The 24993-nt window shown below is 61.5% G+C and carries 23 protein-coding genes; 13 read left to right on the forward strand and 10 right to left on the reverse strand.

All coding sequences use genetic code 11. The annotated features are described in order from the left end of the window. The first annotated feature begins 48 nt into the window (after positions 1-48). The gene (locus O6760_RS25370; RefSeq protein WP_269582435.1) at positions 49-1215 is read left to right on the forward strand and encodes a trans-sulfuration enzyme family protein; all 1167 of its coding nucleotides are present in this window, start codon (positions 49-51) and stop codon (positions 1213-1215) included. Between the two features lie 3 nt (positions 1216-1218). Here O6760_RS25370 and O6760_RS25375 read toward each other — a convergent pair whose 3' ends face one another. After that, positions 1219-2124 (reverse strand): LysR substrate-binding domain-containing protein, encoded by a 906-nt coding sequence (locus tag O6760_RS25375; protein ID WP_269582436.1) that lies wholly within the window; start codon positions 2122-2124, stop codon positions 1219-1221. Positions 2125-2224: 100 nt separating this feature from the next. Here O6760_RS25375 and O6760_RS25380 point away from each other — a divergent pair, with 100 nt between their 5' ends. The 3 genes from O6760_RS25380 (at position 2225) to O6760_RS25390 (ending at position 4111) form a co-directional block, all read left to right on the forward strand. Beyond that, a complete protein-coding gene (locus tag O6760_RS25380; RefSeq protein WP_269582437.1) occupies positions 2225-2377 on the forward strand; it encodes a hypothetical protein in 153 nt (50 codons plus the stop codon). Positions 2378-2502: 125 nt separating this feature from the next. Then, complete coding sequence (locus O6760_RS25385; RefSeq protein ID WP_269582438.1) at positions 2503-3381, forward strand: NAD(P)-dependent oxidoreductase; 879 nt, start codon at positions 2503-2505, stop codon at positions 3379-3381. Between the two features lie 19 nt (positions 3382-3400). Beyond that, positions 3401-4111: a DNA alkylation repair protein gene (locus O6760_RS25390; RefSeq protein ID WP_269582439.1), complete on the forward strand. Its 711-nt coding sequence runs from the start codon at positions 3401-3403 to the stop codon at positions 4109-4111. A 14-nt stretch (positions 4112-4125) separates the two neighbouring features. Here O6760_RS25390 and O6760_RS25395 read toward each other — a convergent pair whose 3' ends face one another. The 4 genes from O6760_RS25395 to O6760_RS25410 all read right to left on the reverse strand — a co-directional run bounded on the left by O6760_RS25395 (position 4126) and on the right by O6760_RS25410 (position 9221). Beyond that, positions 4126-4626, reverse strand: a complete 501-nt coding sequence (locus O6760_RS25395; protein ID WP_269582440.1) for a DUF302 domain-containing protein — start codon at positions 4624-4626, stop codon at positions 4126-4128. 96 nt (positions 4627-4722) lie between these two features. Then, positions 4723-5796, reverse strand: coding sequence for a hybrid-cluster NAD(P)-dependent oxidoreductase (locus O6760_RS25400; RefSeq protein ID WP_269582441.1), 1074 nt, complete (start codon positions 5794-5796; stop codon positions 4723-4725). A 4-nt stretch (positions 5797-5800) separates the two neighbouring features. Continuing rightward, positions 5801-7036, reverse strand: a complete 1236-nt coding sequence (locus O6760_RS25405; RefSeq protein WP_269582442.1) for an aromatic ring-hydroxylating oxygenase subunit alpha — start codon at positions 7034-7036, stop codon at positions 5801-5803. Positions 7037-7184: 148 nt separating this feature from the next. Further along, positions 7185-9221: an NADH:flavin oxidoreductase gene (locus tag O6760_RS25410; RefSeq protein WP_269582443.1), complete on the reverse strand. Its 2037-nt coding sequence runs from the start codon at positions 9219-9221 to the stop codon at positions 7185-7187. 183 nt (positions 9222-9404) lie between these two features. Between O6760_RS25410 and O6760_RS25415 the strand changes: the two genes are divergently transcribed. Continuing rightward, complete coding sequence (locus O6760_RS25415; RefSeq protein ID WP_442969939.1) at positions 9405-10031, forward strand: TetR/AcrR family transcriptional regulator; 627 nt, start codon at positions 9405-9407, stop codon at positions 10029-10031. An 18-nt stretch (positions 10032-10049) separates the two neighbouring features. Here O6760_RS25415 and O6760_RS25420 read toward each other — a convergent pair whose 3' ends face one another. Further along, a complete protein-coding gene (locus O6760_RS25420; RefSeq protein WP_269586355.1) occupies positions 10050-10538 on the reverse strand; it encodes an Lrp/AsnC family transcriptional regulator in 489 nt (162 codons plus the stop codon). Positions 10539-10706: 168 nt separating this feature from the next. Then, positions 10707-11333, reverse strand: coding sequence for a uracil-DNA glycosylase family protein (locus tag O6760_RS25425; RefSeq protein ID WP_269582445.1), 627 nt, complete (start codon positions 11331-11333; stop codon positions 10707-10709). Between the two features lie 140 nt (positions 11334-11473). Here O6760_RS25425 and O6760_RS25430 point away from each other — a divergent pair, with 140 nt between their 5' ends. After that, a complete protein-coding gene (locus tag O6760_RS25430; protein ID WP_269582446.1) occupies positions 11474-13030 on the forward strand; it encodes a sensor histidine kinase in 1557 nt (518 codons plus the stop codon). A gap of 29 nt (positions 13031-13059) precedes the next feature. Here the strand turns inward: O6760_RS25430 and cobT are convergent, their stop codons facing one another. Then, entirely contained in the window at positions 13060-14085 is a 1026-nt protein-coding gene (gene cobT / locus O6760_RS25435) for a nicotinate-nucleotide--dimethylbenzimidazole phosphoribosyltransferase (protein ID WP_269582447.1), read from the reverse strand. Positions 14086-14191: 106 nt separating this feature from the next. Here cobT and cobS point away from each other — a divergent pair, with 106 nt between their 5' ends. The 4 genes from cobS to O6760_RS25455 all read left to right on the forward strand — a co-directional run bounded on the left by cobS (position 14192) and on the right by O6760_RS25455 (position 17249). Next, the gene (gene cobS, locus O6760_RS25440) at positions 14192-15064 is read left to right on the forward strand and encodes an adenosylcobinamide-GDP ribazoletransferase (protein WP_269582448.1); all 873 of its coding nucleotides are present in this window, start codon (positions 14192-14194) and stop codon (positions 15062-15064) included. 94 nt (positions 15065-15158) lie between these two features. Continuing rightward, positions 15159-16295 carry an alpha/beta hydrolase gene (locus O6760_RS25445; protein ID WP_269582449.1) on the forward strand — a complete coding sequence of 379 codons (1137 nt, stop codon included), beginning with the start codon at positions 15159-15161 and terminating at the stop codon, positions 16293-16295. 61 nt (positions 16296-16356) lie between these two features. Further along, the gene (locus O6760_RS25450; protein WP_269582450.1) at positions 16357-16539 is read left to right on the forward strand and encodes a DUF1289 domain-containing protein; all 183 of its coding nucleotides are present in this window, start codon (positions 16357-16359) and stop codon (positions 16537-16539) included. Beyond that, a complete protein-coding gene (locus O6760_RS25455) occupies positions 16536-17249 on the forward strand; it encodes a retropepsin-like aspartic protease family protein (protein WP_269582451.1) in 714 nt (237 codons plus the stop codon). Before O6760_RS25450 ends, O6760_RS25455 begins: the two co-directional genes overlap by 4 nt. A 25-nt stretch (positions 17250-17274) precedes the next feature. Here the strand turns inward: O6760_RS25455 and dusA are convergent, their stop codons facing one another. Continuing rightward, on the reverse strand, positions 17275-18237 hold the full coding sequence (gene dusA / locus O6760_RS25460; RefSeq protein ID WP_269586356.1) for a tRNA dihydrouridine(20/20a) synthase DusA: 963 nt from the start codon (positions 18235-18237) through the stop codon (positions 17275-17277). Between the two features lie 257 nt (positions 18238-18494). Then, positions 18495-18905, reverse strand: a complete 411-nt coding sequence (locus O6760_RS25465) for a globin domain-containing protein (protein ID WP_269582452.1) — start codon at positions 18903-18905, stop codon at positions 18495-18497. 312 nt (positions 18906-19217) lie between these two features. Here O6760_RS25465 and O6760_RS25470 point away from each other — a divergent pair, with 312 nt between their 5' ends. The 3 genes from O6760_RS25470 (at position 19218) to O6760_RS25480 (ending at position 24933) form a co-directional block, all read left to right on the forward strand. Continuing rightward, the gene (locus O6760_RS25470; RefSeq protein WP_269582453.1) at positions 19218-21827 is read left to right on the forward strand and encodes a PAS-domain containing protein; all 2610 of its coding nucleotides are present in this window, start codon (positions 19218-19220) and stop codon (positions 21825-21827) included. After that, positions 21824-22549 (forward strand): response regulator, encoded by a 726-nt coding sequence (locus tag O6760_RS25475; RefSeq protein ID WP_269582454.1) that lies wholly within the window; start codon positions 21824-21826, stop codon positions 22547-22549. The genes O6760_RS25470 and O6760_RS25475 overlap by 4 nt, the downstream gene beginning before the upstream one ends. 293 nt (positions 22550-22842) lie before the next feature. Continuing rightward, on the forward strand, positions 22843-24933 hold the full coding sequence (locus O6760_RS25480; protein WP_269582455.1) for a calcium-binding protein: 2091 nt from the start codon (positions 22843-22845) through the stop codon (positions 24931-24933). The last annotated feature ends 60 nt before the right edge of the window (positions 24934-24993 follow it).

Here is a 24993-nt window from a genome sequence, read left to right on the forward strand (position 1 = left end):
GTCACCGCTTCCTGCCTTACCCTGCGCCGTTCAACCGGATGACCCGTCATGCCCAAGACACCGCCCCTTGCCCCCGGCCTCCATCCCGACAGCCTGCTGGCCCATGGCGGGGGCGGCCATGATCCGGCGACCGGTGCCGTTGTACCGCCGATCCCGACAGCAACCACGTTTGTTCGGGACGAAGCCTATGCACCGGTAAGCCCCGACCATGTCTACAGCCGGGACGACAACGCGCTCTACAGGAAGACAGAGGGCCTGATCGCGGCTCTTGAAGGTGGCGCGGAAAGCCGGCTGTTTGCCTCGGGCATGGCGGCCATAGCCGCGGTCGCGCGCAGCGTTGCTCCGGGCGGTACGCTGCTGGTCCAGTCGGGCATCTATTGGGGCACCACCCTGTTTCTGCGCAAGCTCTGCGCCCGCAACAAGGTTGCCCTCATCGAGGCCGACGCCGGCGACCCGCAGGCGTTTCTGGACGAGATTTCCGTGACCCGGCCGGACCTGGTCTGGCTGGAGGTGCCGAGCAATCCGTTTCTGCAGGTTGCCGATATCAAAAGCATTTCCGAGCGCTGCAGGCAGGCAGGTACCCTTCTCGCCGTGGACGCAACGGCGGCAACACCCCTGATCCTGAAACCACTGGCGCTCGGCGCGGACCTGGTCATGCACTCGGCAACAAAGGCCCTCAACGGCCATTCGGACCTGCTTGGCGGCGTGGTGACATCCGCAGACGCCGGCAACAAAGCCTGGGGCCTTGTGAAAGAGGAACGCAAGCTGGCCGGCGCCGTTTTGGGGTCTTTCGAGACCTGGCTGCTGCTGCGCGGGCTCCGGACGCTGGCCCTGCGCGTGGAGCGCATGAACGCCAACGCGATGGCCGTTGCGGCGTTTCTTGAAAACCACCCAAAGGTCGAGGCGGTGCTCTACCCCGGACTGGCGGGCCACCCTGAGCATGATCTTGCCAAATCGCAAATGCAGGGCGGCTTCGGCTCGCTGATGTCGGTGCTGATCAAGGGCGGAAAGGCGGAGGCCCTGACGGTCGCCGGTGCCCTTGACCTGTTCCAGCGGGCAACCTCGCTTGGTGGCACCGAAAGCCTGGTCGAGCACAGGTTCACCATCGAGGGGGAAGGATCGGGCATTCCGGAAAACCTGCTTCGGCTGTCAATCGGCATCGAACATGGCGACGACCTGATTGCGGATCTGGACCAGGCCCTGGCCTGTCTTTGACCGTCAAAGGTCTTCGCCGGACCTGCTTTCCTGCTCGGCGCGCATCGAGCGCATCCATTTGAGAAAGGCCTTCAGGGGCGGACGCTTCTGGCCCGGCCGCGTCACCAGGTGATAGCCGGTCCCGGGATAGACGCCTTCCTCGAAAAGCACCTTCATGTTGCCGGCGGCAATGTCCGGCTCCAGGAACGTCTTGGCCGTGGCCGAGATGCCGTCACCGCGCCGCACGCCTTCCAGCACCATGTAGCCGGGCAAATGGGTGATGTTCAGCTTGCCCCTGGGCACCACGCCCTGGCGCTCCATCCAGACGGCCAGCTCGTTCGTGCCGTATTCCTGGAGCCATGGATAGTCGAGCAGATCCTCCGGCTTTTCGATTTTGCGGTCGCCAATCAGGCAACTTGCGCCGACCACGGCGAAGTTCGTCGTCAGGAACAGTTCGGCCTCCAGTCCGGGCCAGTCGCCCTTCCCGAAGCGGATGGCCAGGTCGATCCCGCCGGGGCGAAACTCCACGACCTCCGCCGACGGATTGAGCATCAGTTCGACATCCGGGTGCTTGAGGCGGAAATCGTTGATTCGCGGCATCAGCCAGCTGATTGCGAAAGACGGTGTCATGGTGATGTTGAGCGGACGCGCGACATCATCCTGCAGAAGGTCGTCCACCGTTTCACGGATGGTATCGAAACCGCTGCTTACCCCTTCGAACAGGCGATCGCCTTCGGGCGTGAGTGCAACACCCCTGCCCTCGCGCACCACGAGCTGCAGCCCGAGGAATGCTTCCAGCGAACGGATCTGCTGGCTGATGGCCGCGTGGGTCACGTTCAACTCGCGTCCGGCCGCCGACAGGCTTTTGGTCTCCGCGACCGCGGCAAAGGCTTTCAGGCTGTTCAACGACGGTAGAGAGCGCCAATCCATATGTAATCTCACCTTACATTTTGGAAATCTTCTTGACTGGCGATTTCCGCACCTTTTGGCCATCTTAGGCTCACACACACCGGCAAGAGGATGTAAGCCAATGTTCGATATTTATGCCCGCAGCTTCCTGGAAGCAACCCGTTTCACGCCCAACACCCGGCCTGGCTCCAAAGCGCAGGAGCGCCCGGAAGTAACCGCCCAGAAGCGGCAGCGGCACCTGCTGCTTTGGCAAAGGCGTCCCTACTGGGCCTGACGGTCGGGGGAATGGTTCGCCTGAAGGCTGACAGCCTCCGGGAAATGCCCTAAAACCATGACGAACATGTTCTACAAAAAGGCCCGGTTCAAAACCGGGCCTTTGTCTGCGAAAGGAGCCGCGTCATGGCAAAGGTTGCATTTATCGGTCTGGGTGTCATGGGGTATCCGATGGCCGGTTACCTGAAAACCAAGGGCGGCCACGACGTGACCGTCTACAACCGCACAACGGCCAAGGCGGAGCGTTGGGCGGACGAATTCGGCGGCGCCTTCGCAAAAACGCCGAAGGAAGCGGCCGAGGGCTGCGACTTCGTGTTTGCCTGCGTCGGCAATGACGACGACCTTCGGTCTGTCACGACCGGCCCGGATGGCGCGTTTCACGGTCTGAAACAGGGAGCGATCTTCATCGACAACACCACCGCCTCCGCCGAAGTCGCCCGCGAACTGCATGCGGCGGCGAAGGAAAAGGGATGCGGTTTCATCGATGCACCGGTTTCCGGCGGCCAGGCAGGCGCGGAGAACGGTGTTCTTACCGTGATGTGCGGCGGTGACCAGGACATGTTCGACAAGGCAAAGCCGGCGATCGAGTGTTTTGCGAAATTCGTCGGCCTGATGGGAGAAAGCGGCGCCGGCCAGCTGACCAAGATGGTCAACCAGATCTGCATTGCCGGCCTGGTCCAGGGCCTGTCCGAAGCAATCCACTTTGCCAAGAAGGCCGATCTCGACGTCGAGAAGGTGATTTCCGCGATCCGTGGCGGCGCGGCACAGTCCTGGCAGATGGAAAATCGCTGGGAGACCATGAATGCCGGCAAGTTCGACTATGGCTTCGCCGTCGACTGGATGCGCAAGGATCTCGGCATTTGCCTGAAGACCGCCAACGACACCGGCGCCCGCCTGCCGGTGACAGCCCTGGTGGACCAGTTCTATGCCGAGGTCCAGGCCATGGGCGGCAAGCGCTGGGACACATCCAGCCTGATCGCCCGGCTTGAAAACGCCGACAAATAATCACTGCAAGGCGGCCGCCGTGTCGGCATCTGACCAGGCCTGGACGGCGGACACCGTGCTTGAAGCATTGCGTGCGGCGGGCTCGGAAAGGAACCGTGCCGGCATGGCGCGCTTCGGCATCGATGCGTCGAGAGCGTTCGGTGTCCCCCTGTCCGTGCTCAGGCCGCTCGCCCGCAGGATCGGCCGTTCGCCGGAACTTGCCCAGCCCTTGTGGGACAGCGGCTGTCACGAGGCGCGCCTGATGGCGATCCTGCTGACGCCGCCCCGGTTGCTCACGCCGGACCTTGCCTTCTCCTGGCTGGAGGACATCCGGTCATGGGATCTGTGCGACCAGTTGACCAACGTACTGGCGAGGCGGGCGGGATCGGACGAAATGGTTCCTGTCCTCGCGGTGGACGAACGAGAGTTTGTCCGCCGCTCCGCATTCGCCCTGATCGCCTGGCGCGCGGTGCATGCCAAGACAGCGCCGGATTCAGAATTCCTGGGCTATCTTGACCTTATCAGGCGCTTTGCCACCGACGAGCGCAACTTCGTCTGGAAGGCTGTTCACTGGGCCTTGCGGCAGATCGGCAAACGCTCGATTGACCTGCACGGCCCCGCCCTGAAACTGGCAGAGGACTTGAGTGCGTCTCCGGACAAGACCGCACGCAAGGTCGGCCGTGCAGCCACCAGGGAACTCACCTCCGAGAAAGTTCTGGCCCGGCTGCACAAGCCTCCGCCGGAAGGCTGAGTGTTCGCCCCTGCCTATTTGCCCGCGGCCTCCCGGGCGATTTCCTCCAGCAGCGCATTGACGTTTGCAAGCGCCGTCTTGGAGGCATCCGAACCGGTTTCGCCCAGCTTCCGATATCCGACGGTGACCTTGCCGGGTGCATCAGGCTGTTCGTAGACAAACACGGCATACGGGCAATAGGCGATGTTGGCTGCATCAGCCTCCATGGCCTTGCGTGACAGGTTCGCGGAACAGAACAGCATCGACTGCGCCTGCGTATAGACCTGTTTCTCACCGCCAACATCTTCAGACGTCCGGTTCAGCATCTCGCCGATATGAGAGACGTAGTCGATGACAAGACCGCGATTGACGATGGCATTTTCAAGATCGAAGCGCACGTCTTCGAAGTTGGCCTCGACCTGGTAGGCCGTCACACCTTCCGGAACGGATTGTGCGGCGGCCGGCAGGCCGGCCGTGACGAGCAGAGCGGTCGAGACCGCGCCGGCAAACATGGTGCTCCAAGGTAAATTCAGCATGCGATGTCCTCCCTGTGACCGCCACAGACTAAGGCCTTGCACAGACGCGTGCCATTGATACATCGCAAAAATTGAATATTTCCGTTTAAACCCGGCTCAGACCTCGACTTCCACGGTTCCGATTGGGTTGGAGCAGCAGGCCAGGATATAGCCGGCGTCGACATCCTCTTCGCTGATGCCGCCGGAATGGACCATGTGCACATCGCCGGAGAGTTTCTTGACCTTGCAGGTGCCGCAGACGCCGAAGGTGCAGCCGGACGGGATGTTGAGCCCGGCATCCTTGGCGACAGCCAGAACCGTGTCGGTTTCCGAGCACCAGGCCGAGACCTGCGAATTCGCGAAGACGATCTGCGCCTGAACGTCATCCTGAGGCACGACATCGTCGAATTCGGTCAGTTCCGCCTTGGTTTCCGCCGGAGCCTGGAAGCTTTCCTGGTAATAGCGGTCCATGTCGTAGCCGAGCGAGTTCAGGATCTCGCGCACCGATTCCATGAAACCTTCAGGACCACAGCAAAAGACGTCCCGTTCAAGATAATCGTTACACATCAGACCCAGCATGAGCTGGTTGAAATGGCCGCGATAGCCGGTCCAGACCTCGTAGGGGTCGCTCTTCGACACGACAAAATGCAGCTGCAGACCGGTCACCCGGCTGGCCATGTATTCCAGCTTCTGGCGAAAGATCAGCTCAACCGGCCGGTTCGCGCACTGGATGAAACAGATGTCGGGATCCTCGCCGCGCTCGAACAGGGTCTGTGCCATCGACATCATCGGCGTGACGCCGGAGCCAGCGGAGATGAACAGGTACTTGCCGTCCGGACTGGGGGGCAGATGGAACAGACCGGCCGGACCATAGGCCTTGATCTGCATGCCCGGCTTCAGGTGGTCGAGCATCCAGCGGGTGCCTATGCTGTCCCCGTGTGCCTTGACCGTGACCGAGATATAGGCACTGGTCACGGGCGACGACGAGATCGTGTAGGTACGCTGCACGTTGCCGCCGGGAACCGGCAGGTCCAGGGTGATGAACTGGCCGGCCCGGTAGACGAAGGTCGCGCCGGAAGGCGGACGGAAGGTGAAGGTCTTCACCTCCGGTGCTTCAGGCAGAACGGCAACGCATTCCAGGACTTCACTGTCGTTCCAAACCGGCGTGTCGCGGCCAGGCATCGGGATCATGAGCTTACTCCGCCGCTACTCTGAACCGGCCGATGAGGCCGTTTTCCAGGGTGCGCGCATACCAGTCGACGAACTGGATGACACCGCTTTCCTGCATCGTGGAATACGGCCCCGGCTCGTAGGCCGGAGACTTGATACCGATCTGGTTTTCCTCGACGATCTGGCGGTCTTCGTCGTTGGTGTGGATCCAGACCTCCGTGAGCCTGCTCAGGTCGTAGTCGACGCCTTCCTTGGCGTCCTTGTGCACCAGCCATGTGGTGGTCACTTCCGTTTCCGTTGGCCCGATCGGCAGCACGCGGAAGGTCAGAACCGAATCCGACAGGAAGTGGTTCCAGGTGTTCGGGTAATGGAAGAACAGGCAGGAACCGGCATTGTCGAATGGCACCGAGCCAATGCGCCTGGATACGGCCGCCTTGCCATCCATCGTATAGCTGACGGCATCGCCCAGGAAAGGAATGCGCACAAACCGCCACTGTTCGTTCGGTGAAATGTGGTACTTCGCCGGAAAACCGGCATTCTCGCAGCGCTCCACATGGGCCTTGCCGGCATTGGAACTGGTGGAATCGTCACCGCCCACCAGGTTCGGATCGTCCGGGAAGGTCCGGCAGAGGGACGGGTGCGAACCGGAGCAATGATAGCATTCGCGGTTGTTTTCCAGCACCAGCTTCCAGTTGCCCTGTTCCACGATGGACGACTGGTGCGCCACTTTCAGGTTCGACAGGTCGTGCGGGCCAAGATAGCGCGCAGCCTGCTTGACGAGATCGGTCGTATCCGGGGCCTGGGCGGCAAGGCAGATGAACACCATGCCCGAGACGTCCACGCAATGAACCGTCTTCAGCCCATGGTCGCCCGGATTGAACTCCGGTCCCATTTCGCGTGCCCACAGCAGCTTGCCGTCGAGTTCGTAGGTCCATTGGTGGTAGGGGCAAACCAGCTTGGGCGCGGAGCCCTTGGACGCGGCGCAGATGCGGCTGCCGCGGTGACGGCAGGAATTGTGGAAGGCCCGGATAACGCCATCGGCACCGCGTACGATGATGACCGAATAGTCGCCGATCTGCAGCGTGACGAAATTGCCGGACTTCGGCAATTCGGCCGATGGAATGGCGAAGATCCACTCCTTCTGCCAGATGTTTCTCAGGTCCGCCTGATAGACATCCGCGTCGGTATAGAAAGCCTGCGGCAGCGAATACCCTTCGCGGCGGCCCATCAAAAGTGAGAGAATATCTGCATCGCTGAGCATGATGACACGTCCTTTCCGGCCGAGTCTGGCGGCCGATCCCTGCGACGGAAATTAGGCTCACCCGAACACGGTATCATAGCCCAAAAACGGCATCCGGTTATCCATGTAAGACGCGCCGGAAAATTCCGCAGCGATGGTGAAAAATCAGTCAGATGTCCTTGACCAGACGCAGGGCGTCATAGATCGCGGCATGGGTGTTGCGGGCGGACACCGCATCGCCGATCCGGTAGAGCGCGTAGGCGCCGTCCGGATTGGCATCGAGTGGCTGCGGCCGGCCGAAAATCAGGGCTTCCTGACTGACCGCCCCCAGGTTCCTCGACCCCGGCTTCAGCTCGAAATAGAGTTCGTCCATGGGGATCGTGCCGTGATTGACAACGATCTGATCGAAGTCGCGCTCTTCCTTGTGGGCGGAATAGTCGGTGCCGATGACCGCTGTGATCATGTTGCCGGAACGCCTTGCCGCCTTGAGCCGGTAGGTCACGGTGAACCGGACATCCTTGTCTTGCAGGGAGCGCATGTAGGGCACCAGGTTCATGGCCATGACATCGGGCGCGAAGGACCGGTCCGGCGTCATGATCTCCACATGGGCTCCTGACTTCGCGATGATCTCGGCTGCCTGCAGGGCGGCGTGGTCGCCGGCATCGTCATAGACCAGCACCCGTCTCCCCGGCTTGATGTCTCCAGCGATGATGTCCCAGGAAGACACCACGAGATCGTTGCCTTCACCGAGCACGTCGGTGTGCGGAAGACCGCCCGTTGCAATGATAACTGTATCCGGCTTTTCAGAAACAATATCATTTGCTTCTGCAAAGATATTAAAGCGGAACTTCACATCCTTCGCGACACACTGGTCCATGCGCCATTCAATGATCGAGATCATTTCGCGGCGGCGTTCCGACTGGGCCGTCAGGCGCACCTGCCCGCCCGCGTCTGGCGCCGCCTCGAACACGGTCACGTCATGGCCGCGCTCCGCGGCAACGCGCGCCGCCTCCATGCCGGCCGGGCCCGCACCGACGACCACGACCTTCTTCTTCGTGTCGGCCCGCGGGATCTCGTGCGGCATGGTCAGCTCCCGGCCGGTCGCCGCATTGTGAATGCACAGCGCGTCTCCCGCCTGGTAGATGCGGTCAAGACAATAGGTGGCGCCGACGCAAGGCCGGATGTCCTCCTCCCGCTTCTCGGCAATCTTCTTGACCAGCAGCGGATCGGCCATGTGGGCGCGGGTCATGCCGACCATGTCGAGCAGACCTTCGGCGATCGCGTGTCGGGCGGTGGCCACGTCCGGGATCTTGGCGGCATGAAAGGTCGGCAGACCGATTTCCTTCCTGATGCGTCCGGCAAAATCGAGATGCGGTGCGTTGCGCATGCCCTGGACCGGAATGACGTCGGTCAGCCCCGGGTCCGTGTCGATATGGCCACGAATGACATTCAGGAAGTCGATCTGCCCGGTGTCTTTCAGCCGCTGCGCGATCTGGAGCCCCTCCTGCGGCGTGATCCCACCTTCCAGATCCTCGTCGGCTGTAAAACGGATACCGAGAATGAAATCGTCGCCGACCCGTTTGCGCACCGCCTCGATGACTTCCAGCGAGAACCGCATGCGGTTCTCCAGGGAGCCGCCATAAGGACCGTCCAGCGTGTTGGTCACCGGTGACCAGAACTGATCCATCAGGTGGCCATAGGCCTGCAATTCGATGCCGTCCATGCCCCCGGCCTTCATCCGTTCGGCGGCATCGGCATAATCCTCGATGATCCGGGCTATGTCCCAGTCTTCCACCTGCTTGGGAAAAGCCCTGTGCGCTGCCTCGCGCTCATGGCTGGACGACACCGCCGGAAGCCAGTCCCCCTTGTTCCAGTGGGTCCGCCGGCCGAGATGGGTGAGCTGGATCATCACCGCGCAGCCATGGTCATGGCAGGCATCGGTCAGACGCTTGATCCACGGCACGACCTCGTCCTTGTAGGCGAGGATATTGTTGAAAACCGGCGGAGAATTGCGGGAAACGGCCGCGGACCCCGCAGTCATCGTCAGCGCGACACCAGCCTTCGCCCGCACCTCGTGATAGGCCCGGTAGCGGTTCTTGGGCATGCCGTCTTCCGGATAGGCCGGTTCATGGGACGTGATCATGATCCTGTTCTTCAGCGTCAGATGCTTGAGCTGATACGGCTGCAGCAGCGGATCCTTCGACATGCGCTTCCCTCTTCAATCCGTTCCCGCGTCGCGGAACTCCTCGACCGGATGACACTAGTTGCCCGGTAACGAGGTTGAAAAGCCACAAAAGCGACATTCATGTCGCTTTTGCTGACATAGGTGTCAATTTTGTTTGCGAACCCCGGATTGCCTTGCTAACGAGGTGTCATGAACGAGCCATTGATCGAAAAAACATCCGGCTGGCGCGGCACCCGTGAGATCTGGATCGAGGCGGCCTACCAGGCGTTGATCGAAAGCGGCATAGATGCCGTCAAGGTGATGCCGCTGGCCGAGCGTCTCGGCCTGTCGCGGACCAGTTTCTACGGACATTTTTCAGACCGGGACGACCTTCTGAAGGCTTTGGTGACCCTGTGGCAGTCGAAGAACACCGGAAACCTGATCAGGCAGACCGAGGCCTATGCGGAGACGATCACCGAGGCGCTCCTCAACGTCTTCGACCTGTGGCTGTTGCCGGACCTGTTCGATTCACGGCTGGAGTTCGCCGTTCGCAACTGGGCGCACACCGATCAGGATCTCGCACGGATGCTGGAGGATGCCGACCAGGTCCGGGTCGAGGCATTGCAGGCCATGTTCTTTCGGTTCGGCTATGACCCGGACTATGCCCGCGTGCGCGCGGACACGGTCTACCTGACCCAGATCGGTTACATCTCGATGATCAAGGACCGGCCCAGCGAACCACCGGGACCGCGTCTTCAGCGCATGCCGTTCTACGTCGAGGTCTTTTCAGGCCGGCCGGTTTCCGACGCCGAATGGGCCCGTTTCCGAGCACGCCATCCCGTCGCGTCCTGACCGGGCGGCGGGCCGCCTTCAGACTTTTTCGGGCTTCGGCTTTTCCGGAGCCACATAGCTGAGCGGCAGCGCCGTGGTGCTCTTGATCTGCTCCATGGCAAAGGTGGTCGAAACGTCGGAGATGTCGATCTTGGCGATCAGTTTCTTGTAGAACGCGTCGTAGGCTTCGATATCCGGGACCGCGACCCGCAAGAGATAGTCGACCTGGCCCGCCATTCGGTAGAATTCGACCACCTCCGGAAACTCCTGGATCACGTCGGCAAATTTCTTCAGCCAGTCCTCGGAATGCTGACTGGTCGTGATCGCGACAAATGCCGTGACCTTCGCATTGACCTTGGCCGGATCCAGCAGCGCAACCCGCCCCGTGATCACCCCGTCTTCTTCCATTTTCTGGATACGGCGCCAGCACGGCGTGGTCGACAGACCGACACGGCGGCCGATTTCGGCGACCGGAACGGTACAGTCTTCCTGAAGGATGGACAGAATTCGGCGGTCGATGCGGTCAATCATGGGCTTGAAATCCGGTTTGGTCGGCTGTTTTCCCGCCGCCGATGCAAACCACCGCATTGGGAAATCATTTTATCTGAGGCTGAAAACCCGTAACTGAATTTCAATGCACCTGTCAATTCCAATGAAATTGAGAAAAAAGTTTCGAATACCCCTCCCTTGCCAACATCAGGTCAACCGGGCGACTTCCCGGCGGAGCACAGGCAAGAGATCGATCTCGAACCACGGGTTCCTTTTCAGCCAGGCATTGTTGCGCCAGGACGGATGGGGCAATGGCAGAACCATGGGCCTGCCCTCCGCGCCGCCTTCGAAATGCCGTTTCCAGTTCGCAACGGTTTCGGTCAGCGATTTCTGGCGTTCCTTGCCCAGGTGATACGCTTGGGCATACTGGCCGATCACCAGGATCAATTCGACCTGCGGCATGGCCGCAAACACCCTGTCGTGCCAGGTCTTCCGGCACTCGGTCCTCGGCGGCAGGTCACCGCCCTTGGCGTCCAGGCCCGGAAAACAGAACCCCATGGGAACGATTGCCAGCTTTCCTGGGTCGTAGAACACATCCTCGCCGATCCCCATCCAGGCCCTCAGCCGGTCGCCGCTCGGGTCGGTGAACGGCCGGCCGCTCTGGTGCACACGGGTGCCGGGTGCCTGGCCGCAAATGCAAAGCCTTGCCTCGGACGACACCTGCAGCACCGGACGCGGCCTGTGCGGCAACGGAGCTTTCTCCGGCGTGTCGGCACAGATCCGGCAAGCGCGAACCTCCGCGACAAGCCTGTCGAGTTCCCGGGAGTTCGTCATGTCAGACAAAACACTGCACTTTGGTACAGCTCCTTAACGCTTTCCTAACCACGATCCTGAGGACGATCTTAAGGAATGGTGAGTCAGATTGCATAAACAAGCATAGTCACAAAAACAAAATCAAAACTCCTGGGCGGCACATGGTAACCCTCGCGTCAGAAACGGGCGCCGACAAAGACGCCATCAATGAAGAGCGGGCCATCCGCCGGCGCGAAATGGCGCGTTCGGCGCAGGACGTCCGCAGCCGCCTCGGCACGCCGGAAAACCACCACACCACCTTCGATCTGGAACGCCAGCACCTGTTTGCGGACACGCGCATCAATGCAGCCTATGCCGTTCCGTTGCTTGCCCTGATCGTCGCCGCAATCTCGGTACTGTGGATCGATCCGCTGTTCATCGGTGCCTGGTTCACGGTGACCTTGTGCATGCATTTCCTGATGGTCGTGACCAGCCATTCCTACGAGAAAGCACCGTCAGACCAGAAGGCACGGATCTACTGGCGCCGGCGGTTCACGCTCGGCGACTTCATTTACGGATGCAGCTGGGCACTGTTTTTCCTTATGCCCATGACGAGCGATGCCGGCGAAGGCTTCGTGATCTTCCATTTCGCGACCCTGCTGATCGTCGTGGCGATGAACACGATGCAGTCGGCCACCTTGCCGAAATGCCTGCTTGCAAGCACTCTGCCGATGACCGTGGTCGTCACCTTCAGTTTCCTGAGGGAAGTCGACCCGATCCACTACACGCTCGCCGCCATGGCCATCGGCGCACAGGGTTTCTTCTTCATCCTGGGCAACCAACTGCTCAAGAACGCAAACACCATGCTGGAGTACCGCGCCGACAAGGACCACCTGATCGCGGAACTCGAAACGGCAAATGCGATGTCGGACGAAGCCCGCCGCCGTGCGGAAGCAGCCAATCTTGCCAAGTCCCGTTTCCTGGCGACCATGAGCCACGAGCTGCGTACGCCGCTCAACGCCATCCTGGGTTTTTCGGAGATCATGAAGGATGAAGTGCTCGGAGCGATGGGCAACGAGAACTACCGCGCCTACGCGGAAGACATCCACGGGTCCGGCCAGCACCTTCTGAACCTGATCAACGAAATCCTGGATCTGTCGCGGATCGAGGCCGGACGGCACGAACTGCACGAGGAACCCCTGTTCCTGGACGATGTCGTCGAGGAATGCGGCACCATGATGAAGGTACGCGCCAAGGCAAAGTCGATCTCGCTGCATCACACCCACGAGCCGGACCTGCCCCGGGTCTGGGCGGACGAACGCGCGCTTCGGCAGGTCGTGCTGAACCTCCTGTCCAATGCCGTCAAGTTCACGCCTATCGGCGGTGAGGTGCGGATCATCGTCGGCCCGACCTCCGACGGTGGCCAGTATGTCTCGATCAAGGACAGCGGTCCGGGCATTCCGGAGGAGGAAATCTCGACGGTGCTCGAAGCATTCGGCCAGGGGTCTCACGCGATCAAGACCGCGGAACCCGGCACCGGGCTCGGCCTTTCGATCGTGCAGGCCCTCGTGAACATGCACGACGGCAAATTCGCCCTGAAATCAAAACTGGGAGAAGGCACGGAAGTCACGGTGACCCTGCCGCGCGCCCGGATCATGAATTTCTCTCCGGACGTCGTCTGGGTGGACCCGGAAGATACGGACGCAAGCTTCAGCGCCGGCAAGGCAGGATCCATCTGAGAGGCGGCTGCGCCTCTCAGCGTGCGGGACTATTCGGTTTTTCCCGCAACACCCGCATCCGCGAAAGTCGCCATGCCGGAATGCATCCCGGCTGCCGCCTTGGCCACGCCCGCCGCGAGCGCCGCACCGGAGCCTTCGCCCAAACGCATGCCGAAATCAAACAGGGCGTCCTTGCCCATATGGTCCAGCACCTTGGCATGGGCCTGTTCGGCGGACACGTGGGCAAACAGGCAGTGATCGAGACCGGCGGGGTCCATGGCATAGACCACGGCGGCAGCGGCGGTGGTCACGAAGCCGTCAACGATGACCGGAACGCGCTGCAGGCGCGCGGCAATGATGAGCCCGGCCATGGCGGCGATTTCACGCCCACCAATCTTGCGCAGGATCTCCAGCGGGTCCTTTTCTCCCCCAAGGCGAGAGACGGCGGCCTCGACCGCCGCACGCTTTCGGGCCAGACCTTCGTCGTCGACACCGGTGCCACGACCGATCCAGTCCTCCGCCTTGCCGCCGAAGAGACCGTTGATGACGGCGGCAGCAACCGTCGTGTTGCCGATGCCCATCTCACCGAGGCAGATCAGGTCGATGCCGCCGGCCAGTGCCTCCATGCCATAGGCCATGGTGGCCGCGCAATTGGCTTCGTCCATGGCGTCTTCACGCGTGATGCTGGGGGTCGGCATGTCGACGGCAAGGTCGAATACCTTCAGGCCGATGTCATTGACCTTGCAAAGCTGGTTGATGGCTGCGCCGCCAGCGGCAAAATTCTCCACCATCTGCCGGTTGACCGAGCTTGGAAACGCGGACACGCCCTCATCGGCAACACCGTGAGCGGTTGCAAAAATCGCGACAAGCGGGCGGGTGATTTTCGGGGGTGCATTGCCGGACCAGGCGGCCAGCCACTCGGCGATTTCCTCCAGGCGGCCGAGCGAACCGGCCGGTTTGGTCAGTTCGGCATCGCGCGCCTTGACCTTGCCAAGCGCTTCCTCGTCCGGCCCGGGCATGGACTTCACCAGATTGCGGATATCGTCGAAGGGAAGCGCGGTCTCGGAGAGGGACATTGACATCAGGTTCCGGTTTGTTCGGCCGGAGACATCCGGCTCTTGGTCTCGCCAAGGGGCTGATCTATAACCCGCCATTGAAAAACTCAAGCACTGGACCGGCCTGATGAGCTCTGAATCCGACCAATCTCCTGTTTCCGGAGCAGAATTGGGATCCGACAAAACCGGGGAAGGATCCGTACGGCGTGGATCGGGGCTGGTGTCTCTGGCCGCCGACACCGCGGCTTGCGTGCGATTCTTCTCCCGCGTGCCGCTGCCGCGGGTCAATGCCTGCGACGATCCGGCCGCCGCGCCGGACTTTTCACGCATCGCACGCGCGGCTCCGCTCGCCGGTGCCGTGATCGCGCTGCCGGCGGCCGCGCTTGGCATGCTGCTCGGTTACACGATGTTGCCCGCATTGGCGTCGGCAATCCTCGTTGTCGGCCTGCTTGCGGCAACGACTGGCGCACTACACGAGGACGGCCTCAGTGACGTCGCGGACGGCTTTTTCGGCGGGGCCACCCGTGCCAGGCGCCTGGACATCATGAAGGACAGCCGCATCGGCGCGTTTGGTGCCCTCGCCCTGATCGTTACGGTTTTCCTGCGGATCGCGCTCCTGGCCGCGCTCTGGCAACGGTTCTCGCCAGCCGATGCCGCGCTCCTGTTTCTTGCCAGCGAAGCCTTCTCACGGGCCCTGCTTGTCTGGCAATGGCAGGCCCGGCCCCTGGCCCGACCGGACGGCCTCGCCGCCAGGTTCGGCAAACCCTCGCGGGAAACGCAACAGCAGGCCCTGATTGCCACCCTGCCTTTGTTGCTTCCGGCTCTGCTGCTGCTGTCTCTGCCCGCGCTGGCGCTGGCACTGCTGGCAGGTTCTGCGGCGGCCTATCTGACCGGTCGCCTGTCGCATTTGAAAATCGGCGGTGTTACCGGCGATGTTTTGGGCGCAATTCAGCAACTGAGCGGGCTTGGTTTTCTGGCCGGGATGCTTATGGTGCCCTGAGGAACGGTGTATGGGACAGATCGCGTAAATGATCACTTTTTCAGGACATGGGCCTTTGCGCACATTTGCACCGCGCAGTCTGTTGAGCGCTATCGTGTTGGCGTCGTTCGCCCTGCTCACGGCCTGCGGCGGTCGCCCGGATGCCGGCGCACTGGCGCTGAACACCGCCCCGGCCGCGGATGCACGGGTGAGCGACATCCTGATCGCAACGACCCGCAAACGCGACAGCCGTCCCGACACCTATTTCAACGGTGAACGCTCCACCGCCATCAGCTATGCGCAGGCGTCGATCTCCGTGCCGCCGACGCATGAAGCCGGTGCGATCGAATGGCCCGACAGCCTGCCGGGAGACCCGGAGAAGGCATTTGTCGCCCGCAGCGCCGGCTATCTTGCCGACAAGGCGGCCTTCAAGGCAAAGGTGAATGCCCGCCTTGCGGCGTTGCCACGCGGAGAGCGAAATGTCCTGGTGTTCATTCACGGGTACAACACACGCTTTCCCGAGGCCCTTTACCGTTTCACCCAGATCGTCCACGACAGCCGGTTCAAAGGTGTACCGGTGATGTTCACCTGGGCCTCGCGCGGCAAGCTCAAGGACTATGTCTATGACCTCAACAGCGCGGCGGTCGCCCGCAGCGCTTTGGAGGAAACACTCGTCGAACTGTCGGGATCTCGCGCGGAACACATCACGGTTCTGGCCCATTCCATGGGCAACTGGCTGCTGATGGAGACCGCCGTCCAGGCCCGTCCGGAAAATCGGCGCCTGCTGAGCACCCGTATCGACGACATCGTGCTGGCCGCCCCCGATATCGATATCGACCTTTTCAAGGCACAGTTGAAGAAACTCGGCAAGCCGCCACGCCCCTTCACGGTGATCGTCTCCAGGGACGACAAGGCGCTGCGCATTTCCCGAACGATTGCCGGTGGCAAGGAACGGGTCGGCGCTTATTCCGACGACCAGGAACTGGCCGAACTCGGCGCCGTCGTGATCGATGTGACGGATCTTGATTCTCTCGACAGTACCAACCATTCAAAGTTCGCGCAGCTCGCACAGCTCCGACCGGAATTCCGGGAAACCTTCGGCCGCTCGGTTGCCGCTTCCACGTCGGACCAGTACCGCGGGGCCAATCTCGGCGAGGACCTCGGCAGTTTCGTGGGCAGCGCCACCCAGGCTGCCGTCACCCTGCCGATCAGGATCATCACTGCCCCCTTCTCCTATGCCGGAGGTCCGTGACCTCCGTCCTCTCGCGCGTTTTTGTCTTGGCAAAACCACAATCCGCCGCCATATCCGTTTCATGAAGTCACCCTGTATCAAGACCTGCCAGATCGACCGGCGGAGCGGCCTTTGCCTCGGCTGCCGCCGCACACTGGATGAAATCGCGTCCTGGGCCAGCTACAGCGACGGCCAGCGCGCGGATATCCTCGCCGCTCTCCCCGACCGCAGGTTGCCGGACGGAAATGCGGGAGGCCGTGGATGAACGGCCCAAGGCAGATGCGCGGCCTGATGCTTGCGATCCTGGTGATCGTGATGGCGGCTGCGGCCTTCTATGCCTTTTTCGGAGACCCGACCGATCCGGCCAATGCCAATTTCGACGACACCGGTCCCCGGATCGTCGCGCTGTCCGCCCTCGCCTTCGTGTTTCTGGCCAGTTTCATCTTCGGCCAGCCCAAGGTACGGGAGATCGTGCAGGGGACATTCTTCTGGGGTGGCCTGTGTGCGCTCCTGATCGTCGGCTACACCTATCGGACCGATCTGGTGCAGGCCGGCTACCGGGTGCTCGGCGCGATCGCGCCGGGTCTTGCGGTGACCCAGCCGGATGGCACGATCCTGATCGTGCGCGATGCAGGCGGGCACTTCGTGCTCGACGGCCGGACCAACGGAGCCAGGACGCATTTCCTGCTCGACACCGGCGCCAGCGCGGTTGTCCTGACCTACGAGGATGCCCTCAAGGCCGGTTACCGGCCCCGGGACCTCTCCTTCACCGTTCCGGTGTCGACCGCCAACGGCCGCACGCTCGTGGCGCCAGTGCGGATCGAGACGATCACCATGGGCGACCATACCCTGCACAACGTCCGGGGCTTTGTCGCCCGCGAGGGATCCCTGGAAGCCAGCCTGTTCGGCATGAGTGCTCTCGACCAGCTCAGGAGTTGGCGGATCGAGGGCGACAAGCTGATCATGACCCCCTGACAGCAGTCGGCCACCGGCCCGGAACCTATTCCGCGGCAGCCAGGTCCGCCCCCGCCGGACTGACGGCGGCCAGGGCCTGTTCGACCACCTGAAGGCCCGCACCGGGCTTGATCGCCTCGACGGTCAGGATGCGCCGCCACGACCGGGCCCCCGGGCGGCCATGAAACAGGCCAAGCATGTGCCGGGTCATATGCGCCAGCTTGACCCCTTTCCCGAGTTGTTCGTCGAGATAGGGCATGTGCGCCCTGACCGCGTCCCAGGGTGACACGTCCGGGCCGTCCTCACCATAAACCCTGCGGTCGACCTGCCCCAGAAGTTCCGGCGTGTGATAGGCCGCCCGGCCGAACATCAGCCCGTCGAGCGTTGCCAGGTAGGGCGCGCCCTGGTCAAGGCTCTGCAGGCCGCCATTCAGTCCGATGAAGCGGTCCGGCAGTCGCTGTTTCAAGCGCAGCACGCGGTCGTAGTCGAGCGGCGGGATGTCCCGGTTTTCCTTGGGGCTCAGGCCCTTGAGCCAGGCCTTGCGGGCATGAACCCACAGCGCATCGCTACCGGCGGCGAACACCGCGTCCGCCATGCGGTCCAGCGCCTCTTCCGTGTCCTGCTCGTCGACACCGATCCGGCACTTGACGGTGACCGGAATATCGACGGCTGCCTTCATGGCCTCGACACAGGCCGCAACCAGTTCCGGCTCCTGCATCAGGCAGGCCCCGAACCGGCCGGACTGGACCCGGTCGGACGGACAGCCGACATTGATGTTGACCTCGTCGTAGCCGAAGCCCTCGACGATCCTCGCGGCTTCCGCCATGTCTCCCGGGTCCGAACCGCCGAGCTGACAGGCAATCGGATGCTCGCAATCGGAAAAGCCGATCAGGTGGTCCCGGTCGCCATGGATCACCGCCCCGGTCGTCACCATCTCTGTATAGAGCAGCGCGTTCTTCGACAGCTGCCGGTGAAACGCCCTGCAATGACGATCCGTCCACTCCATCATGGGCGCCACGGAAAAGCGCGCACCGGGACATTGTGCGGGATCTGCCTGCGCGTTGGTGTCCGGAAGCTTGTAAAGTGCGAAGTTCATGAGTTTGCCGTGCATAAGGGACATCAGGCATTTCGGTACGTCAAAAGTGTACCAGAAATGGCGTTTACCGGCTTTGTCTTCGGTTGCGCCGGCACGCATATACCAAGGTCAAACCCACGTTGTTAAGTCACAAGTTTCCCTGAATAGCCCCCGGTGCTGTGTCCTTTCCGTCAATGACCGCGATAGGCGGTCGCGATCATGTACTCGCTGACGACCTTGTAGATCGATGTCCAGCTCGCAACCTGTTCGTCGGTTAGCCCCATTCGGACAAATGCTTGCTGGAGCGCGGTGCCAACCAACTCATAGTCCTGTGGTTTGACCGAATACGCCAAATGTCGCCGCGCAAGGCTTTCAAGGACCGGCTTGAGACTGTCCATGTCGCGCGCGCTGTCGCTGATGACCGCAAGTGTCGTCGCGAATTTCCGGTTCTGATCGGAGAGATCGTCCGGAAACAACGCCCGAAGCTCGGGCCTGAGAGCAAACAGTGTTTCATAAAAAAGGGCACCGGTTTGCTGTGCGTCCCTGATCAGGACCTGACGGGTCGCGCGGACCTGCTCGATATCGGCTTCCGCAAAAATCATGTCTGACCTCTTTCAATAAACACCGGATCCACCGTCTGTGAAAGTGTGATCCAAAGGCAAGAGTATACGCACCGACGTGATCGCTCCGGGCGCAAAACACATACTTCGCACCCTTGTCAAAAGCGATGCGGACCACGGGTTTCACATGAGCTCGTCACCAAATGACGTGATGCAGGTCACGATTTAGGGCTGACGTGGTGCACTGATACCGTTCTGATACATTTCGGCTACCGCACTGATGCACACCAGTGCCTGAAACATGCAAGATTGTAACAGGTGGCTGCAACTTGCAGGAAGAAAGTACCGGCAGGCATGGGCGAAGAGACCGACGCTTACGAGGAAATTCTTGGTGCGCTCGATTTGGCCGCCGTCCTTTTCGACGGCGACGGATGCTGCGTTGTCTCAAATTCCCGTTTCGAAAACATCTTCCTGTTCGGGGACCCGCCACCGCACCCCGGCGAAAGCATGGATGCCTTGTTCACGCGGCTGGTGACGTGTGGGCGGTTAGCTAGAACGGCCGGCACCACGGCGGAAAGCATTGCGACCAGCATAGTGACCGCAATTCGCGGATTTGCGCGAGACCAGGAAGTGACGTTGAGCGATGGCGGGATCCTGGCCGCTTCGTCGAATCCGACAAGGTCCGGCGGATATCTGGTGACGTTTCGCGACACCGGCCGCGACCGGCTTGGTGAAAACCACGCCCTGCAAATGTTGAGCGACGCGTTCGATGGTGCGGAAATGGGCGTCATCCTCTGGGATGCCTCCCTCGTTGTACAACGGGTCAATAACGCATGGAGCCGGATGATTGAAACCGTCAAGGACGGCGATTCCATCCTTGAGCGGGGAATTGCCGTCGTGGCCCGCCAGAACGATGCAGATCAGGACGCATCGGACTCAATGGGGACAATCGAACGGTTCATTGCACAGCTGCATCGACGGCCCACCCAGTCCGTACTGGTCACACAGGAAGGACGCCGATTGCATGTGGCGACCTTTCCGACCCAGTCCCGCGGCGTGCTTGCGACCGCAATTGACGTGACTGAGCGGCATTCGGCGGAATCGCGCGCACGCGAAATACTTGAAGATGCCATAGAGGGACTTGGCGAGGGCGTGGCGCTCTATGACAGGGATCTTCGGTTGGTGATGAACAACGGGGCCTTTCGTGAAATCGTCTTCGGCAACCTGCCTCTCAGCACCCCGGGAATGACGCTCGAGGACGAAGTGGACAATGTTCTCAAGGCCGGTCGGATCCTGGTGCCCGAAGACCAGACGGTCGAATCCGTGCGGAACTGGATCCACGAGTCCGTCAGGTCAAGCGCCAGGAATGTCGAAATGCCGTTGGCAGACGGTAGTGTCGTCGAGGCCTCAAACTTCGAAACACCGCTGGGGAGCTATCTCATATCCATGCGCGATATCACTGCGCGCAAGGAAGCCGAACGGGCAACCCGCGAGGCCGACGATCTGGTACGCACGATCGTGGAAGCAAGCCCGACGACCTTTCTTGTCAGCCGGGTCAAGGACGGAAAGGTCATCTACATTCCACCCGCGTCCCGGGACCGGTTCGGCCACATCGAAACGACCATGGATTTCTTTCTCAACCCTGCCGATCGCGAGGATTACCTGTCGGCTTTGCTGCCGACAGGCCATGTTCAGGATTATCCGGTTCGTTTTCGCCGCCGCGACGGCAGCATCATGCATGGTCTGACCTCGGCGCGCGTGGTGAACTACAAGGGGGAGCAGGTGATCGTCTCCTCCACGCGCGATATCACCGAGCAACTTGCCATGCAGGCCGAACTGGAAAGGCAGAAGGAAGCCGCGCACCAGAATGAAAAGCTGTCCGCTCTTGGCGCCCTGCTTGCCGGCGTCGCACATGAATTGAACAATCCCCTCTCCGTCGTCGTCGGCTATTCGATGATGCTGGAGGAAAAAATCGAGGATCCCGTTCATTCGCGCCAGATCCACGAAGTCTCCGTCGCAGCGGAACGATGCTCGCGGATCGTCAAGACCTTCCTGGCAATGGCCCGCCAACGCCCAACCGAAATCGCGCCCGTAGATGTCAACGAAATCGTCAAGGTCGCCGTGGAGGTTGCCGGTCACGGACTGCGTGCAAACGGCGCCGAGATCAAGCTGGACCTCGCGTCCGACCTTCCTCCGATCCCCGCCGATGCCGATCAACTCGTTCAGGTCTTCACCAATCTCATTGTCAATGCCGAACACGCACTCCAGAAACGCGGCCCCGAAGGCCGATTGCTCGTCCGCAGCCGTTATCGCCCGGCCTTCAACGCGGTGACCGTCGCTTTTTCCGACAACGGCGAAGGCATTGCCCGCAATCTGCAAACCCGGATTTTCGAACCCTTCTTCACGACAAAGGATGTCGGTGCAGGAACAGGTGTCGGACTTGCCTTCTGTCACAGGACAATCACTGCGCATGGCGGCCGTATCGGCGTGCGGTCGCAGCCCGGTTCGGGCGCGACATTCATGATCTCGCTGCCTGCAGTTGGCGGCATGGACGCCGGCGCAAGGGAGGAAAAAGACATTCCCCGCGAAGGGGCGGGATCGGTTCTCGTCGTCGATGACGACCCCGGCGTTCTGGCAATGATCAGTGCCATGCTGCGCGACGCCGGTTACGTCGTGACTATGGCGTCGCAGGGCGCCCAGGCGCTCGCTCTTTGTGAAAAACGCGCCTTCGACGCAATACTGTCCGACATCCGGATGCCCGAAATGGATGGCCTAGCCTTTCACCAGGCACTCGCCGAACGGGCACCGGATCAGGCCCGGCGGCTGGCCTTTCTTTCCGGCGACACCCTTTCAGGCAGTGTGGCGGAAGCACTCAAACACGCAAACCGGCCTTGCCTCGACAAGCCGGCGACACCCGCCGACCTGCTCGCATTGGTGGCGCAACTGACGGAGGACCGGCGATGAACGCCCCCCGACCGCATATCGTTGTTTGTGACGACGAGGCGTCCTTGCGCCGCATGGTTTCGGAATACCTGAGTGAACGCGGCTACGATTGCACGGAAGCCATGGATGCCCAGTCCTTGCGGGAGCGGATCGCGCGGCGCCGGCCGGACCTGATCGTTCTCGATGTCCGGATGCCCGGTGAAGACGGACTGAGCGTGCTTCGCTCATTGCGTGCCGATCCGGACTCGGCGCCGGTCATCATGCTGACGGCGGCAGCAGACACGATAGACAGGGTGGTCGGACTGGAACTCGGCGCCGATGACTATGTCGGCAAGCCGGTCGATCTTCGTGAACTCGACGCACGGATAAAGGCGGTGCTCCGGCGCAGTGAACGATCGCCATCAGGTGCCGCCCCCCAAGAGCCGGAGACCGCGCATTTCGGCGACTTTACTCTTGATGTCGCCGCCGCAGCCCTGACGCATGCCGACGGAAGCGACGTTCCGATCACCGCGATGGAATTTGCACTGCTGAAAGTGTTCGTGATGCACCCGAACCGGGTGCTTTCCCGCGATCAGTTGCTCGACCTTGCCCATCACCGGGGCTGGGAGCCGTTTGACCGGTCCATAGACCTGCGCATCTCGCGCCTGCGCCGAAAAATCGAACCGGACCCGGATCAGCCGCGGTTCATCCGGACTGTACGGGGAATCGGCTACATTTTCTCGACGACCGGCGCTGACGGATAACCCCTTCTATCGGTCCCGCCGCCACGCCTTGCCTTACCTCGGCAAGCAATTGCAGCGGACTTCCCGTCTCGACGTTTCGCAACTCGTACCTTTGTGAAAGCGCAGAGTCCTTGTTGAAAAAACGGGGTTCAACGTCTTCAATCTCCCCAGTCGAAATCGGCGGCGACACGAAACAGATACATTTCCCACCCTGACAGATACACAACAACAACGTCCTTCACACGGCTCGGATACCAGGCAACCCCAGTTTCAGCTGGCGGCAATGACGCCGTGATCAAGTGAAGGAGAGAAAAATGAGCAATGATCCTATCGCGGATCTGATCGTCCTCAGAACCGATGACGACACCGAGGCTCCGAGAGCACCACTCAACAAGACAAGCCTTGAAACGCTGAATTTCGAGGGAGACAACACCGGGGCGACCGTTGCGACGTCCGTTGCAGATACGTCGGAACCCGACGGTTTTCCAACGCTGTCTCACCTCGACTTCGAACCCGTCGAAGCTGCGCGCCCCATGCCGACAGGTTGGAGCCCCAGTATCCAGATCGTGCTCGACGACTCTGATGAACCCGACGATTTCCGGGCAACCGATGCTACCGGTTCCTCGGATGGCGTGCCACTCTACACGGCCAAGGATGACGTGAATTTCGAACCGCAAAAGCCGGGAGCAACCGGCACCGCGGGCGCTGTCCCTCTCGGCTGGACCGTCGGCGGCATCGAATCCGAGCCAGCCACGTCGAATACGGCCGGCCTGACGTCCAACCCCGATCCGGTTGGTGGGATTTGGGAACCCGAGCAGCCCGAAATTTCCATTATTAACGGCACAGAAGACGACGATGTCATCCTCTTCGACGCCAACCACGGTGATCTAGGCCCTCACACAAACGGTACCGACGTCTACCTCAAAGGCGGTGACGACCTGTTGATCCGGGACCGGACTGGCAACTACGGCTACCATGACGGCCTTCCTCACAACAACATGATCTGGGGAGGAAGCGGCGAAGACACCATCGACTATTCGATGCTGACCAGCCGCATCGAAGCGGACCTGACCGGATGGGGCGGATTTGGCAGCATCCAGCAGAAAGTCGCCCCCTGGCAGCAACCCTATGCCTTTGACCGTACAACCGGCATCGAGAACATCATCGCGACCAAGAGCCACGACGTCGTCGAGGGCGACGGTGCCGACAACAAGTTCTGGGGCCTTAATGGCAACGACGACCTGTTCGGACTTGGCGGTTCAGATGAACTCCATGGCGGTAACGGGAACGACTTCCTCGATGGTGGCAGCGGCTCGGACAAGCTGTTCGGCGGCGACCAGGACGACACGATCAACGGCGGTACCGGCCATGACCAAATCGATGGCGGGTCCGGCAGCGACACGATCGACGGCGGCATGGGCAACGACACGATCGAAGGCGGTACCGGCAACGACACGATCGACGGCGGCATCGGCAACGGCATCGATACGATCTACGGCGGAGATGGAAACGACACCATCGACGGCGGTGGCGGCGATGACATAATCCATGTCGGCGGTGGCAACGATACGGTAACCGGTGGTTTCGGAAAGGACGAAATCCATATCAGCGGCTTTGGCGACAACACTGTCGATGGTGGCGCCGGTTCGGACACGGTCGTGTTCGACAACGCGTCCACCGAAGTCAATCTGATCTTCGGCACCGCCTGGCGTTCCGATGGTACGGACAGGCTCACCGGTATCGAAAATGTCACGACGGGATCGGGCGTTGACACGGTGTTCGGCAACTCGGGTGTCAATCACATCAAGACCGGTGGCGGATCCGATACCATCTATTCAGCCGCCGGAGACGATCATGTCGAAGCCGGAGACGGTGATGACTATGTGGTCGGCGGCACCGGTAGCGATGACGTGTTCGGCGACGCCGGCGACGACTTCATCTTTGGCGGTGATGGTGTCGACGTGCTCATGGGCGGCGACGGCAACGATACGATCCGCGGCGGTACCGGCGACGACATCATGCTCGGGAACGGCGACGCCGATACCTTTCTCTGGGAAACCGGTGACACGGGCTATGATGAAGTCTTCGGCTTCGACCTCGGCGAGGACATGCTGGCATTCGGGGAAGGTTTCTTCCAGACCCAGCCCGATGGCTCCGTGGATCTTCCCGACGTGCTGTGGGCCTGGAATCTCGGCAACGATACCGCGCTGGTGGCGAACACGGCCGCCAATGGCTGGCAGGCCCTGGCCGTGTTCCACGGCACCGATGCGGCAGAGTTCAGTCAGCGCATCGAAAACGGCACCATCCTCAATGTGGAGGTGTCGGATGTCGGACAGGGCGGGCCCGGCGGGTTCGACACCGCCTCCCTCGGTCAGATCGACTTCGGCTTTGATTTCATAATCTGACGTCGGCCTGATCGCACGATCTGCTCCCCTTGCGGGGAGCAGATCGTCGACTTTGAACGA

This window comes from Roseibium sp. Sym1, from assembly GCF_027359675.1.
GTDB lineage: Bacteria > Pseudomonadota > Alphaproteobacteria > Rhizobiales > Stappiaceae > Roseibium.